This is a genomic window from Cellvibrio sp. PSBB023, assembly GCF_002007605.1.
In the GTDB taxonomy this organism is placed as follows: Bacteria; Pseudomonadota; Gammaproteobacteria; order Pseudomonadales; family Cellvibrionaceae; genus Cellvibrio.
Genome location: NZ_CP019799.1, coordinates 1,998,116 through 2,012,102, shown reverse-complemented (window position 1 = coordinate 2,012,102; position 13,987 = coordinate 1,998,116). Strand labels below are relative to the sequence as shown.

General features: G+C 51.3%; 13 protein-coding genes and 1 pseudogene. All 14 read left to right on the top strand.

Annotated elements, in window-relative coordinates; all coding sequences use genetic code 11:
• Positions 1-22: 22 nt before the first annotated feature.
• Entirely contained in the window at positions 23-1,147 is a 1,125-nt protein-coding gene (gene ribD / locus B0D95_RS08935; RefSeq protein ID WP_078043581.1) for a bifunctional diaminohydroxyphosphoribosylaminopyrimidine deaminase/5-amino-6-(5-phosphoribosylamino)uracil reductase RibD, read from the top strand.
• Between the two features lie 40 nt (positions 1,148-1,187).
• The gene (locus B0D95_RS08930; protein WP_078043580.1) at positions 1,188-1,730 is read left to right on the top strand and encodes an RDD family protein; all 543 of its coding nucleotides are present in this window, start codon (positions 1,188-1,190) and stop codon (positions 1,728-1,730) included.
• A 32-nt stretch (positions 1,731-1,762) separates the two neighbouring features.
• Positions 1,763-2,419 carry a riboflavin synthase gene (locus tag B0D95_RS08925; protein WP_078043579.1) on the top strand — a complete coding sequence of 219 codons (657 nt, stop codon included), beginning with the start codon at positions 1,763-1,765 and terminating at the stop codon, positions 2,417-2,419.
• Between the two features lie 54 nt (positions 2,420-2,473).
• Positions 2,474-3,588, top strand: a pseudogene (gene ribBA, locus B0D95_RS08920) (bifunctional 3,4-dihydroxy-2-butanone-4-phosphate synthase/GTP cyclohydrolase II).
• Between the two features lie 82 nt (positions 3,589-3,670).
• The gene (gene ribE / locus B0D95_RS08915) at positions 3,671-4,141 is read left to right on the top strand and encodes a 6,7-dimethyl-8-ribityllumazine synthase (RefSeq protein WP_078043578.1); all 471 of its coding nucleotides are present in this window, start codon (positions 3,671-3,673) and stop codon (positions 4,139-4,141) included.
• Positions 4,142-4,203: 62 nt separating this feature from the next.
• Entirely contained in the window at positions 4,204-4,677 is a 474-nt protein-coding gene (gene nusB, locus B0D95_RS08910; protein WP_078043577.1) for a transcription antitermination factor NusB, read from the top strand.
• A 72-nt stretch (positions 4,678-4,749) separates the two neighbouring features.
• Positions 4,750-5,718 (top strand): thiamine-phosphate kinase, encoded by a 969-nt coding sequence (gene thiL / locus B0D95_RS08905; RefSeq protein WP_078043576.1) that lies wholly within the window; start codon positions 4,750-4,752, stop codon positions 5,716-5,718.
• A 13-nt stretch (positions 5,719-5,731) separates the two neighbouring features.
• On the top strand, positions 5,732-6,217 hold the full coding sequence (locus tag B0D95_RS08900) for a phosphatidylglycerophosphatase A (RefSeq protein ID WP_078043575.1): 486 nt from the start codon (positions 5,732-5,734) through the stop codon (positions 6,215-6,217).
• Positions 6,214-6,816 (top strand): GTP cyclohydrolase II, encoded by a 603-nt coding sequence (ribA, locus tag B0D95_RS08895; RefSeq protein ID WP_078043574.1) that lies wholly within the window; start codon positions 6,214-6,216, stop codon positions 6,814-6,816. The genes B0D95_RS08900 and ribA overlap by 4 nt, the downstream gene beginning before the upstream one ends.
• 79 nt (positions 6,817-6,895) lie before the next feature.
• Complete coding sequence (gene dapB / locus B0D95_RS08890; protein WP_078043573.1) at positions 6,896-7,699, top strand: 4-hydroxy-tetrahydrodipicolinate reductase; 804 nt, start codon at positions 6,896-6,898, stop codon at positions 7,697-7,699.
• An 88-nt stretch (positions 7,700-7,787) separates the two neighbouring features.
• Positions 7,788-8,702, top strand: coding sequence for a DUF808 domain-containing protein (locus B0D95_RS08885; protein WP_078043572.1), 915 nt, complete (start codon positions 7,788-7,790; stop codon positions 8,700-8,702).
• Positions 8,703-9,103: 401 nt separating this feature from the next.
• Complete coding sequence (gene carA / locus B0D95_RS08880) at positions 9,104-10,264, top strand: glutamine-hydrolyzing carbamoyl-phosphate synthase small subunit (protein ID WP_078043571.1); 1,161 nt, start codon at positions 9,104-9,106, stop codon at positions 10,262-10,264.
• Positions 10,265-10,275: 11 nt separating this feature from the next.
• On the top strand, positions 10,276-13,494 hold the full coding sequence (carB, locus tag B0D95_RS08875) for a carbamoyl-phosphate synthase large subunit (protein ID WP_078043570.1): 3,219 nt from the start codon (positions 10,276-10,278) through the stop codon (positions 13,492-13,494).
• Between the two features lie 11 nt (positions 13,495-13,505).
• Positions 13,506-13,985 (top strand): transcription elongation factor GreA, encoded by a 480-nt coding sequence (gene greA / locus B0D95_RS08870; protein WP_078043569.1) that lies wholly within the window; start codon positions 13,506-13,508, stop codon positions 13,983-13,985.
• Positions 13,986-13,987 lie beyond the last annotated feature (2 nt).

The window sequence follows — 13,987 nt, the reverse complement described above, 5'->3', positions numbered from 1 at the left end:
AACCGGACACAACTAACTCCCAATGGCGCTTACCCCTACTGATTTTGACTACATGGCCCAAGCGTTCCGCTTGGCAGAACGCGGCTTGTACACCACCATGCCCAACCCCCGTGTTGGTTGTGTGCTGGTGAAAGACGGACAGGTCATCGCCGAGGGTTGGCATGTTCGCGCCGGTGAAGGCCATGCCGAGGTTAACGCACTGCGTATCGCTGGCGAGAATGCTCGCGGCGCAACAGTCTATGTCAGCCTTGAACCTTGCAGTCATACCGGCCGCACCGGCCCCTGTTCACAAGCGCTGGTTGATGCTGGTGTGACGCGGGTTGTCTACGCCATGGAAGATCCTAATCCGCTGGTCTCCGGCAATGGCATTGCGCTATTACGTGCCGCCGGTGTTGAGGTGGATGGCCCGGTACTGGAAGACGATGCCCGCGCCCTGAATCCCGGTTTTATCAAACGCATGGAGCGCAAGAAACCGCTGGTGCGCTGCAAGTTAGCCATGAGCCTGGATGGTCGCACCGCCATGGAAAGCGGCGAAAGCAAGTGGATTACCGGCCCCAAAGCGCGCGCCGATGTACAGCGCTTACGCGCCCGCTCCTGTGCCATTATTTCCGGCGTGGATTCGCTGTTGCAGGACAATTCCTCCCTGACGGTACGTGCCGACGAACTGGGCTTGCCCCATGCCGAGGAGATCGCTATCAGGCAACCCCTGCGTGTCATTCTGGATTCCACCCTGCGGTTACCGCGCAATGCCTTGTTATTCAAACAATCCAGCCCCATCTTGTTGGTGCATAACGGCTCGGTTGATGCCGCCCAGTGCGAGGGCTGGCCAGCGTTTGTGGAGCTGCTGGCGCTCCCCGCCAAAGATGGCCGTATCGATTTAACCGCGCTGCTGCGCGAGTTAGTGCAGCGCCAGTGCAATGAGGTGCTGGTAGAAGCTGGCGCAACCCTGGCGGGCAGTTTTTTGCGTCGCGGCCTGCTGGATGAAATCATTATCTACATGGCGCCCAAACTGCTCGGCAGCAATGCGCGCCCGATTTTTGAGCTGCCGCTGGATACCATGTCCTCGTCGCTGGCATTAAAAATCAAAGACATTCGTGCCGTCGGCCGCGATTGGCGTCTGACCGCAGTGCCCGATACCGAGTATTAATATTTCCCGTCCACCCTGTTTCCAGTAAAGGTTTTTGCTTGTGAGTGATGAACAACAATCGTCCCCGTTTACCCAGCCACCCACCGGTCCTGTAGTGGATAACACCGCCTCATTGGGCAAGCGCCTGCAGGCCATGGTGATTGATGTGGTGATCATGATGGTGTGTATTTTCCCCTTTGCACAAAACCAGGGGTTGATGGAAATCGCCGAACAGCAAGGCACTATTCCGCCGGAACTGGCGCTGAAACTGGTGTTATTCCAGCTGATGATGTTTTTTGTCCTGCACGGTTTCCTGCTGCACCAGTATGGGCAGACTATTGGCAAGCGCATTATTGGTATCGCCATAGTCACCATGGATAACCAAAAGCCGCCATTCTTGCCGTTGATCCTGCAACGCTACGTATCCCAGTGGCTCATGGGGCTGGTTCCCGTCATTGGTATCTTGTTGCGCTTGGCCGACGTATTGGCCATTTTCCGCGACGATAAGCGTTGTATCCACGATCATATCGCCAAAACCAAGGTGATCGATTTGAAGATCCCTGTGAGCCATCATCAGGGCAAACCTGACAGCATCATCGTGTAGCACTTTTTACGGCAGCAATTCGGAGGCCACCTATGTTCACCGGTATCATTGAAGCAATTGGCGAAGTTGTGGCGCTGCAGCCTAAAAATGGCGACTTGCGCCTGCGTATCAAAACCCACAACCTGAATTTGGCAGACGTGCACCTGGGCGACTCAATCGCCACTAATGGTGTCTGCCTCACGGTTGTCGACTTACCCGGTGACGGCTACTGGGCGGATGTCTCACGCGAAACCCTGGATAACACCACTTTGCCTGGCTGGAAAATTGGCCAGCGCGTCAATCTGGAAAAAGCGCTGACTCCCCAAACCCGCCTTGGCGGCCATATTGTGAGTGGCCATGTGGATGGTGTGGGCGAAGTAGTCAGTCGTCACCCGGATGCACGCTCCGAGCGCTTCCGCATTCGCGCGCCCAAGGAATTGGCAAAATATATCGCCCATAAAGGGTCAATTACGGTAGATGGCACTAGTCTTACCGTAAACAAAGTCGATGGTGCCGAGTTTGAGCTCAATATTGTGCCGCACACCCTGAAATGGACGATCATGGAGTCCTATCAAGCGGGCAGTAAAATCAACCTGGAGGTCGATGTATTGGCGCGTTATTTGGAGCGCTTAATGCTCGGTGAAAAAGCCGCCGAGGGTGAAGGGCAGGGCATCACTCTGGAGTTTTTGGCGAAAAACGGTTTTATGTAATTGATATTACCTGACAGGCATTCCCCAACAGACATTGGTAACTCGGGATTCTCTATGCAACTCAATAGTATTGAAGAACTGATAGAAGATTTGCGTCACGGCAAGATGGTTATCCTGATGGATGACGAAGATCGTGAAAATGAAGGCGATTTGATCATGGTCGCCGAACAGGTGCGCCCGGAAGACATCAACTTTATGGCCACCCATGCCCGTGGCTTGATTTGCCTGACGCTTACGGCCGAGCGCTGCAAGCAATTGGATTTGCCTCTCATGGTGAGCGACAACAAATCCCAGCACACCACCAACTTCACCGTCTCCATTGAGGCGGCAGAAGGCGTCAGCACCGGTATTTCCGCTGCCGACCGCGCGTTAACCGTGCGCGCCGCTGTCAAGGCTAATGCCAAAGCCAGCGACATAGTCCAGCCGGGCCATATTTTTCCGCTGATGGCTCAGCCCGGTGGCGTTATGAGCCGTGCCGGGCATACTGAGGCCGGTTGTGACTTGGCTCGTCTGGCCGGTTTTGAGCCGGCGGCGGTGATTGTGGAGGTGATGAACCCCGACGGTTCCATGGCGCGCCGCGCTGACCTGGAGCGATTTGCCGAGCAACATCACCTGAAAATCGGTACCATTGCCGACCTGATTCACTACCGCGCCACTAAAGAGAAAACCGTGGAGTGCATCAACAGCCGCAAAGTGGAGACCCTCTTCGGCGAGTTTGATTTGCACACCTATCGCGATACTGCCCGTGGCGATTTACATTTTGTGATGACCATGGGCCAGATAGACGCAGAACCAACCCTGGTTCGTGTTCATGTGATGGATATAGCGCGCGACGTATTAAGCCTGAAGCGCACCTCGGTTGCCGGTGGCAAAAGCTGGACCTATCAGGATGCGCTGAAAAAGGTCAGTGAAGAAGGTAAAGGCGTTGTGTTGCTGATTTGCCACGACGAATCCACGAAAGAAGTGGAGGACAGTATCGACTGGCTGATTTCCGGCAAACAAATGCGCCGCAGCTCGGAAGTCCTCTACAAACAAGTGGGCACCGGCTCGCAAATCCTGCGCGATTTAGGCGTGCGTAAAATGCGGGTGATGTCTGCCCCTATGCGCTACTCCGCGCTCTCGGGTTTGATTTGGAAGTAGTGGAATATATTTGTCCGGAAGGCGAATAAATCCAAAATAGTTTTCGCACTATGGGTAACGCCATGCGCTACCCATCGCACCTTGAAAAATTAATCGAACAGAGAAAAGCATATGAGCAATATCAAAGTAGTTGAAGGTGATTTTTCCGCATCAGCCGGTAAATACGCCCTGATCGTGAGCCGTTGGAACAGTTTTGTTGTAGAAAGCCTGAAAGACGGTGCTCTGGATACCCTGCGTCGCCACGGCATTAAAGATGAAAACATCACCATTTATTACGCACCAGGTGCATTTGAGTTTCCGCTCACCGCACAAAAAATTGCGGCCAAAAACGAATTCGATGCAATCATCGCGTTGGGCGCTGTTATTCGCGGCGGCACTCCGCATTTTGATTATGTGGCTGGTGAATGCACCAAAGGGTTGGCGCAAGTGTCCCTGCAATACGGCGTACCAGTAACCTTCGGTGTATTGACGGTAGATTCCATTGAACAAGCCATTGAGCGCTCCGGTACCAAAGCGGGCAACAAAGGTGTTGAAGCTGCCTCTACTGCCCTGGAAATGGTTTCCCTGTTTGGAAAAATTTAATTTTTAATCATCGTATCGGTTATTCAAATTCTGCATTCAAGTTCTTTATCAGGTAATTGTTCATGAGCACTCCTTCAGGCCAGCAAAAAGGCCACACCGCTGCAACTCGCCGCATGGCGCGCCACTATGCCATGCAGGCGCTTTACCAATGGCAAATGGCAGGTTCCAGCATTAATGCCATTGAAGCGGAATTTCGTACCGACAACGATATGAGCAAAGTGGATGTTGAATACTTCCACGATATTTTGCACGCAGTGCCTGAGCACCTCAGTGATTTGGAAGCCATGTTCACTCCATTTTTGGTGGACCGTTCTTTGGATGAGTTGGATGCAATTACCCGCGCGCTGTTGCGCATGGCAACCTATGAATTCAAATTCCGCATCGATGTGCCCTACAAAGTGGTTATCAATGAAGCAGTAGCACTGGCCAAAAAATTTGGAGCAGAAGACAGCCACAAATTTATCAACGGTGTGTTGGATAAAACTGCTGCTGTGTTGCGCTCTTTGGAAGTGAATGCCGAGCGTAAAAGCCGCTAGTATTGTGTGTGACGACCAAGGTGAGCCCTGCTCACCTTTTTCTTTCCTGCCTCATCATCGCCGACCCTTACCGTGCCCAGTGAATTTCAATTAATCCAGCAATTTTTCCAGCGCGAGCAAGCCGAGCAGCCTGCCGAAGGGGTATTGCTGGGTATTGGCGACGACTGTGCGCTCCTGCAAATTCCCGCAGGAAAACAATTGGCCGTGTCGGTAGATACACTGGTTGCAGGTGTACATTTTCCTGCAGATGCCGATCCGGAATTAATTGCCCAACGTGCATTGCGAACCAATTTAAGCGATCTGGCTGCCATGGGCGCCGACCCCTTATGGTTTACGCTTGCACTGACATTACCTGAGGCCAATGAAGAGTGGCTGCGCCGTTTCAGTCGCGGTTTATTTAGCTGCGCGCGCGATTATGGAATTGCGCTGGTCGGTGGCGATACTACTTCTGGCCCCTTGTCGATTACGATTCAGGTGATGGGCGCCACGCAAGCGCATCAGGCGATGCGGCGCGATGGCGCCAACATCGGCGATTTTATTCTGGTCACCAATGCCCTGGGTGATGGTGCTGCCGCCTTGGCAGTAATCCAGCAGACACAATCGTTTGCGCCTGAACACCGGGATTATTTATTGTCCCGTTTTTATCGCCCAACGCCGCGCTTGCAAGAATCTGCATTGATTCGCGACATGGCGACCAGTGCGCTGGATATTTCCGATGGCTTGGTGGCTGACTTGCAACATATTTGTGATGCCAGCGATGTGGGGGCGGTAATCGATGTGGAAAATATTCCTTTATCGCCTGCGGTGAAAGCCTTGAATAATACTTCACAGGCTTACCAGTGGGCGCTCAGCGGTGGCGATGATTACGAACTGTGTTTTACCCTGCCGCCGGAAAAAATGGCCGACATCGCTATGTTAATTGCGCAGGGAAAATTAAACGCAACTGTTATTGGCGAAATTATTCCCGGTAATCAGGTTGTCTGTGAATTGGAGGGCGAGCCCTTTGTTCTCGCCAAAACCGGGTACCAACACTTTGAGTGATGTCAGAAAAACTATGAATACCCCCAGCTTGAAACAGGTTTTTAGCCATCCGGATCATCTGTTCGCCTTTGGTTTCGGCAGCGGTTTGGCTCCCAAAGCGCCAGGTACCTTTGGCACTCTGGCAGCGATTCCATTTTTTTTATTGCTGCAACATTTAACCTGGCCGGTTTACCTCAGTTGGTTGCTAGTCACCTTTGCGCTGGGCGTATTCTGGTGTGAACGCTCCTCCAAAGCGCTGGGAGTGCACGATCACGGCGGTATTGTGTGGGATGAATTTGTCGGCTTCTGGGTGACTATGTTTATGGCGCCTGCCGGTTGGATCTGGATTGTCGTTGGCTTCGTACTGTTTCGCTTTTTCGACATTATCAAACCTTGGCCAATCAATTGGCTGGATAAAAAAGTTCACGGTGGTTTTGGCATCATGGTCGATGATCTGCTGGCCGGAATCTATGCACTGATTGTGCTGCAACTGCTTGCCTATTTTGTGAGGTTTCTGTGACCGTTCGTTTTGTTGAATCTTCCAAATTACCAACCCCCTGGGGCATTTTTGTCATGCATGGCTTTTGCGATGCCGAAAATGACAAAGAGCATGTAGTGCTCACCATGGGCGATGTCAGCACTGACGAGCCTGTGCTCGCACGGGTGCATTCTGAATGTTTAACCGGCGATGCACTGTTTAGTATGCGCTGCGATTGTGGTCCACAATTGCAAGCTGCCATGCATAAGGTGGCACTGGCTGGGCGCGGCGTTATTTTTTATTTGCGCCAGGAAGGGCGTGGCATAGGTTTGCTTAATAAAATCAAAGCTTATCATTTGCAGGATCAGGGGGCTGATACAGTGGAGGCCAATGAGCAACTGGGTTTTGGTGCAGACATGCGCGACTACTCGATCCTGAAGCCCATGATCGAACACCTTAATATCCAGTCATTAAAATTGCTGACCAATAATCCGCGCAAAGTAAAAGCCTTGCAGGATATGGGCGTTAATATTGTTGAGCGCTTGCCCCATCAAACCGGCCGTAACCCGCACAATGCCAAATACCTTGAAACTAAAAAAGGTAAGCTCGGGCATTTGTTCAACAGTGAAGACGACGAATAATTTTTTGACATCTTTTTGATGCAACTTTGATATAGCACAGCGACTATTTTTATAACCATCTTTGATTGAGACTAAAGCAATGACACGAATTGCAATTGCGGGGGCCGCAGGCCGTATGGGTAAGGCGCTGATTGAAGCCACTCAAAAACATCCACACACCACGCTGGGCGCCGCCACTGTGCGCACCGGCAGTTCGCTGGTTGGTGTGGATGCCGGTGAGTTGGGTAACGTAGGAAAACTCGGCATAACATTGGTTGATAATATTGCTGCAGTGATTGATCAGTTTGATGTGTTGATTGATTTCAGTTCGCCCCTGGCAACACTGGAGCATGTAAAACTATGTGCGGCACACAACAAGCCCATCGTGATTGGCACTACCGGTTTTAGTGCGGCAGAAAAAGCCGAATTGCTTGCTTACCAAACTCAAATTCCATTATTGCTGTCGGCCAATTTTTCCACTGGCGTCAACCTGTGTTTTAAATTGCTGGATTTAGCTGCGCGCGTATTGGGCGATGAGTACGATGTAGAAGTCTACGAAGCCCATCATCGCCATAAAGTAGATTCACCTTCAGGTACTGCGGTGCGTATGGGTGAAGTGTTGGCAAATGCCTTGGAGCGCGATTTGGATAAAGTCGCCGTTTATGGTCGCGAAGGTCAAATTGGCCCGCGCCCGCGCGACACTATTGGTTTTGCCACTGTGCGTGGCGGCGATGTAGTGGGCGATCACACGGTTATGTTTATGGCCGATGGCGAGCGCGTGGAAATCACTCACAAAGCATCAAGCCGTTTGGCATTTGCTAATGGTGCAGTACGTGCCGCGGTATGGTTGCAACAACAAAAATCCGGTTTGTTTGATATGCAGGATGTGTTGGGTTTGCGTTGATTTTGCGTAGGTTCGGCAGCAATGCCTGACATAAATGTTTAAAAGCCTTATTGGGCATTGTTGCCCAACCTACACGACAAGGTGTGTTATGGCCGGTTCCAGCTTATTGATGTTGCTCGACGATATCGCCACAGTATTGGACGATGTGGCGGTAATGACCAAAGTTGCCGCGAAAAAAACCGCGGGTGTTTTGGGGGATGATTTGGCGCTCAATGCGCAGCAAGTTGCCGGTGTGCGAGCGGAGCGTGAATTACCGGTTGTGTGGGCTGTCGCTAAAGGCTCGGCAGTAAATAAATTAATTCTGGTGCCTGCCGCTTTGGCAATCAGTGCATTTATTCCCTGGCTCATTGTGCCGCTGCTAATGGTCGGCGGTGCCTATTTGTGTTTTGAAGGTTTTGAAAAACTGGCGCACACTTATTTTCATCCCAAAGAGGAAAGTGATCAGCGCAATCGTGAACTCATGTCCGCTGTTGCTAATCCTGCGATCGATATGGTTGCCTTTGAAAAAGAAAAAATAAAAGGTGCCGTGCGCACGGATTTTATTCTTTCAGCAGAAATTATCGTTATTGCTCTTGGCACGGTTGCCGCCGCGACCTTCGCCAAGCAAGCTGCTGTGGTAGTCGCGATTGCCGCCATCATGACGATTGGGGTTTATGGTTTTGTTGCCCTTATCGTTAAGCTGGATGATCTTGGCGCGCATCTGTGCAAAAAATCCAATGGCGCAGCACAATTACTTGGCCAGTTTTTATTGGCTGCCGCCCCCAAACTAATGAAATTACTGTCGGTGTTGGGCACTGCTGCCATGTTTATGGTGGGTGGTGGCATAGTGACTCACAGTATTCCGCTATTCCATCACTGGGTCGAATCTGTCGCCGCGGCGACGGAACCCCTGGGCTGGCTAACATCGTCGCTATTCAATGGCTTGGCAGGTGTGGTGATTGGTGCGTTGGTGCTGGCAGTTGTCAGTCTTTTGGGTAAGTTATTTCGCCCGTCGCGTGCTTGACTCTAATTAGGGCAATATCCATTGGACAGGCAGGCGCGAGTCCCGTAGAATCCGCGGTCAGATTGCGCCCGGTTGAAAAATAGGGCGACACAGAATACAAAACGGTTCGCACAAGAACATAAAAAAGCGAGATGAGATTAGAGTTTCATCTCGCTTTTTTACAACCAGACGTTTTACAGCCAGATTAATTTTGCCTTTGTACTCAATAACTTATCGCGCCGCCCACCTTATCCGTGTCAGTGCGACTGACTTTTTGAGCCCAAAAAAACTGAACGTCTGTGCGAATCTGGTGACGAATCCATAACGATTTATTAGCTTGCTTTAAGGGTATTACCGCAGTCCATTGTTAAGGTGCTGTCGGTGTTCTCCAAGCCAAAACCCAACCAGCTCAGGAGGTTGTTTTGACTACTCAGGAATCCCTTCCTGCCCCGAAGAAGGCCATTTTGGTCCTTGCCGACGGTAGTGTGTTCCGTGGTACCGCGATTGGTGCTGAAGGTTTATCTGTCGGTGAGGTGGTATTTAATACCGCGATCACCGGTTATCAGGAAATCCTTACCGACCCATCCTATGCCCAGCAAATTGTTACCCTCACTTATCCCCATATCGGTAATACCGGTACCAACAGCGAAGATGAAGAATGCGAACGTATTTGGGCTACTGGCCTGGTGATTCGCGATCTGCCGCTGCTGGCCAGCAACTTCCGCAATCAGGAAAGCCTCTCCGATTATCTGAAAGCGCGTAATGTCATCGGCATCGCCGATATAGACACCCGCCGCTTGACCCGTATCCTACGCGACAAAGGTGCTCAAAACGGTTGCCTGATGGCGGGCGATGACGTTGATGAAGCCAAAGCGCTGGCTGCTGCCAAAGCATTCGGTGGGTTGAAAGGCCTCGATCTCGCTAAAGAAGTGACGGTGAGTGAGTCATACACCTGGAATGAAAGTAGCTGGACTTTGGGCGAAGGTCATAAGGTGTTGGCCGGTGCGAAAAAATTCAAAGTCGTGGCTTACGATTACGGTGTTAAGCGCAATATTCTGCGTATGCTCGCTGATCGCGATTGCGAACTCATTGTGGTGCCTGCCAAAACCACTGCCGCTGACGTATTAGCGCTGAATCCGGACGGTGTATTCCTCTCCAATGGCCCTGGCGATCCTGAGCCATGTACTTACGCCATTGAGGCCATCAAGTCCATTTTGGAAACTGATATTCCGGTATTCGGGATTTGCCTTGGTCACCAATTGCTGGCGCTGGCGTCCGGTGCCAAAACGATCAAAATGAAATTTGGCCACCACGGCGGCAACCACCCCGTGCAGGATCTGGAAACCAAGCGTGTGATGATCACCGCACAGAACCACGGTTTTGCGGTGGAAGAATCCAGCTTGCCTGCCAACCTCAAGGCGACTCATAAATCCTTGTTTGATGGTTCCTTGCAGGGTATTCATCGCACCGATAAAGCCGCGTTCAGCTTCCAGGGTCACCCCGAAGCCAGCCCCGGCCCACACGATGCCGATACCTTATTCGACCACTTTATTGAATTGATGCAAGCGCGCAAGGCGTCCTAATCGGAGCAGACATGCCAAAACGTACAGACATAAATAGTGTATTGATACTCGGTGCTGGCCCGATTGTAATCGGCCAGGCCTGTGAATTTGACTACTCGGGTGCGCAAGCCTGTAAAGCCCTGCGTGAAGAGGGTTACCGCGTTATTTTGGTGAACTCCAACCCGGCCACCATCATGACCGACCCTGCCATGGCAGATGCAACCTACATTGAGCCGATTGAGTGGCAAACCGTTGCCAGGATCATCGAAAAAGAACGCCCCGATGTCATCCTGCCCACCATGGGCGGTCAAACCGCACTGAACTGCGCACTGGCGCTGGCTAAAAACGGTGTGTTGGAAAAGTACAATGTGGAGTTGATTGGCGCGAAAGAAGAAGCCATCAACATGGCGGAAGACCGCAATCTATTTGACCAGGCGATGAAACGTATTGGCTTGGAATGTGCGCGTGCCAAAATCGTTCACACCATGGAAGAGGCCAAAGAAGTTCCGAAAGAATTTGGTTTCCCTTGCATTATTCGCCCGTCATTTACCATGGGCGGTTCGGGTGGCGGTATCGCCTACAACTGGGAAGAGTTTGAAGAAATCTGTACCCGCGGGTTGGATCTGTCTCCCACCAACGAATTGTTGATCGACGAATCCTTGCTCGGCTGGAAAGAGTACGAGATGGAAGTGGTTCGCGACAAAAACGACAACTGCATTATCGTCTGCTCCATCGAAAACTTTGACCCCATGGGTGTGCACACCGGTGACTCTATTACCGTAGCGCCAGCGCAAACCCTCACCGATAAGGAATACCAAATCATGCGTAATGCATCGATTGCGGTATTGCGTGAAATCGGTGTGGAAACCGGTGGTTCCAACGTGCAATTTGCGGTGAATCCGGTTGATGGCCGCATGGTGGTAATCGAGATGAACCCGCGTGTATCGCGCTCATCGGCTCTCGCCTCTAAAGCAACGGGTTTCCCTATTGCAAAAATCGCAGCAAAACTGGCGATTGGTTACACCCTGGATGAACTGCAAAACGAAATTACCGGCGGCGCAACACCAGCCTCGTTTGAGCCATCCATCGATTATGTAGTCACCAAGGTGCCGCGTTTTACCTTTGAAAAATTCGGTGAAGCAGATGCACGTCTAACGACGCAAATGAAATCTGTGGGCGAAGTGATGGCCATTGGGCGCACCTTCCAGGAATCCTTGCAAAAAGCCTTGCGCGGTTTGGAAGTGGGCTCTGCCGGTTTTGAATCCAAAGTAGATGTGACCAGCGAAGAAGGACAAGCCAAGATTCGCCGTGAACTGGCAACTCCAGGTGCTGAGCGTATTTGGTTCGTGGGCGATGCATTCCGTATGGGGCTGAGTGTGGATGATGCATTCAACCTGTCAAAAATCGACCCCTGGTTCCTGGTGCAAATCAAAGAGTTAATTGATATCGAACAGTCACTGCGTGGCAAGTCACTCAACGACTTGAATGCGGAGCAACTGTTCAGACTGAAGCGCAAAGGCTTCTCGGATAAGCGTTTGGCATTGTTGTTGGGCGCCACTGAAAAAGCCGTGCGTCATTATCGCCAGGGTTTAAATATTCGCCCTGCATACAAACGTGTGGATACCTGTGCCGCCGAGTTCTCTACCTCGACTGCCTATATGTATTCAACCTATGAAGAAGAGTGTGAAGCTAACCCGAGTGACAAGAAGAAAATTCTGGTTATCGGTGGTGGGCCTAACCGTATCGGTCAAGGTATCGAGTTTGATTACTGCTGTGTGCACGCAGCGCTGGCTATGCGTGAAGACGGTTACGAAACCATCATGGTTAACTGTAACCCTGAAACCGTATCGACTGACTACGACACATCCGATCGCCTGTTCTTTGAACCTGTGACTCTGGAAGATGTGCTGGAAATCGTCCACAAAGAAAAGCCGGTTGGCGTGATTGTGCAATTTGGTGGTCAAACGCCGCTGAAATTGGCTCGCGCGCTAGAGGCCGAAGGTGTACCTATCATCGGCACCAGCCCGGACGCAATCGATAAAGCCGAAGACCGCGAACGCTTCCAACAAATGATCCACAAGCTGGGCTTGTTACAGCCGCCTAATGCGATTGTGCGCTCTCTCGAAGAAGCACTGCTCGCGGCGGACAAAGTCGGTTACCCATTGGTTGTACGTCCATCCTATGTGTTGGGCGGCCGTGCGATGGAGATTGTGTATAAGGAAGAAGAGCTGCGCACCTATATGCGTACCGCTGTTCAGGTGTCGGAAGATGCGCCGGTGTTGCTCGACCACTTCCTGAATAACGCGATTGAAGTAGATATCGATTCGGTATCTGACGGTAAGCAAGTGGTTATCGGCGGCATCATGCAGCACATTGAGCAGTGTGGCGTTCACTCTGGTGACTCCGCCTGTTCGCTGCCACCTTATTCATTACCTGCTGATGTGCAGGACGCTATGCGTGAACAAGTGAAGCAAATGGCGATCGAATTGGGTGTTATTGGTTTGATGAATACCCAGTTGGCTTATCAGGACGGCAAGATCTACGTGATTGAAGTGAATCCACGTGCATCCCGTACTGTTCCTTTTGTCTCCAAGTGTATTGGTGTGTCGCTGGCTAAAGTGGCTGCGCGCTGTCAGGCAGGTATGTCATTGGCGGAGCAGGGCTTCACCAAAGAAATTATTCCTGACTACTTCAGTGTTAAAGAGGCAGTGTTCCCCTTTAACAAATTCCCGGCGGTTGACCCGATCCTCGGGCCAGAAATGAAATCAACCGGTGAAGTGATGGGTGTTGGCAATACCTTCGGTGAAGCCTATGGCAAGTCACAGTTGGGCGCCAATAACCGTATTCCCACCTCGGGAACAGCCTTTATCAGCGTTCGCGACATGGATAAAGACGGCATAGTGAGCGTAGGGCAGGATCTGGCCGAGCTCGGCTTCAAGCTGGTTGCTACCCGTGGTACTGCTGCTGTACTCGAGAAGGCTGGATTGACTGTGCATATCGTGAATAAAGTGCAGGAAGGTCGTCCGCACATTGTTGATATGATTAAAAATGATGAAATCGACTTGATTATCAATACCGTGGAAGGTCGTCAGGCTACCCGCGATTCATCATCAATTCGTCGCAGCGCCGAAAACCATCGCGTGTATTACAACACCACCCTGGCGGCTGGCTTTGCGGTTTGTATGGCACTCAAAGAAGTGAAAGATATTGAAGTGCGTCGTCTGCAAGACTTGCACAACAGAATCTCTTAAAAGGAACTGGCATGAGCACTAAATTTCCCATGACCGAACAAGGCGCAGAGAAACTGCGCCTTGAGCTGGAAGACCTGAAAAAGGTTCAACGTCCGCGTATTGTTCAGGCTATTGCCGAGGCGCGCGAACACGGTGACCTGAAGGAAAACGCAGAATACTCAGCGGCGCGTGAGCAGCAGAGTTTTTGTGAAGGGCGCATCAATGAAATTGAAGGCAAGCTTTCCAATGCCCAAATTATTGATGTCACCAAGATTCCGCATACCGGTAAAGTGCTGTTTGGTACCACCGTCACCATGATTAATCTGGATACAGATCAGGCGATGACCTATCAAATCGTGGGCGATGATGAAGCTGATGTGAAAGCCAACAAGATTTCAGTGAATTCACCTATCGCACGCGCCTTGATCGGCAAAGAAGAGGGCGATGTTGTGGTAGTGAGAACACCGGGTGGCGATGTCGACTATGAAATAGATAAGGTTGAGCACATCTAGTT

Bases quoted from the DNA above. Each gene is read 5' to 3' on its own strand.
- ribD (WP_078043581.1), top strand. From the start codon at position 23: ATGGCGCTTACCCCTACTGATTTTGACTACATGGCCCAAGCGTTCCGC.
- B0D95_RS08925 (WP_078043579.1), top strand. From the start codon at position 1,763: ATGTTCACCGGTATCATTGAAGCAATTGGCGAAGTTGTGGCGCTGCAG.
- ribE (WP_078043578.1), top strand. From the start codon at position 3,671: ATGAGCAATATCAAAGTAGTTGAAGGTGATTTTTCCGCATCAGCCGGT.
- nusB (WP_078043577.1), top strand. From the start codon at position 4,204: ATGAGCACTCCTTCAGGCCAGCAAAAAGGCCACACCGCTGCAACTCGC.
- B0D95_RS08900 (WP_078043575.1), top strand. From the start codon at position 5,732: ATGAATACCCCCAGCTTGAAACAGGTTTTTAGCCATCCGGATCATCTG.
- dapB (WP_078043573.1), top strand. From the start codon at position 6,896: ATGACACGAATTGCAATTGCGGGGGCCGCAGGCCGTATGGGTAAGGCG.
- B0D95_RS08885 (WP_078043572.1), top strand. From the start codon at position 7,788: ATGGCCGGTTCCAGCTTATTGATGTTGCTCGACGATATCGCCACAGTA.
- carB (WP_078043570.1), top strand. From the start codon at position 10,276: ATGCCAAAACGTACAGACATAAATAGTGTATTGATACTCGGTGCTGGC.
- greA (WP_078043569.1), top strand. From the start codon at position 13,506: ATGAGCACTAAATTTCCCATGACCGAACAAGGCGCAGAGAAACTGCGC.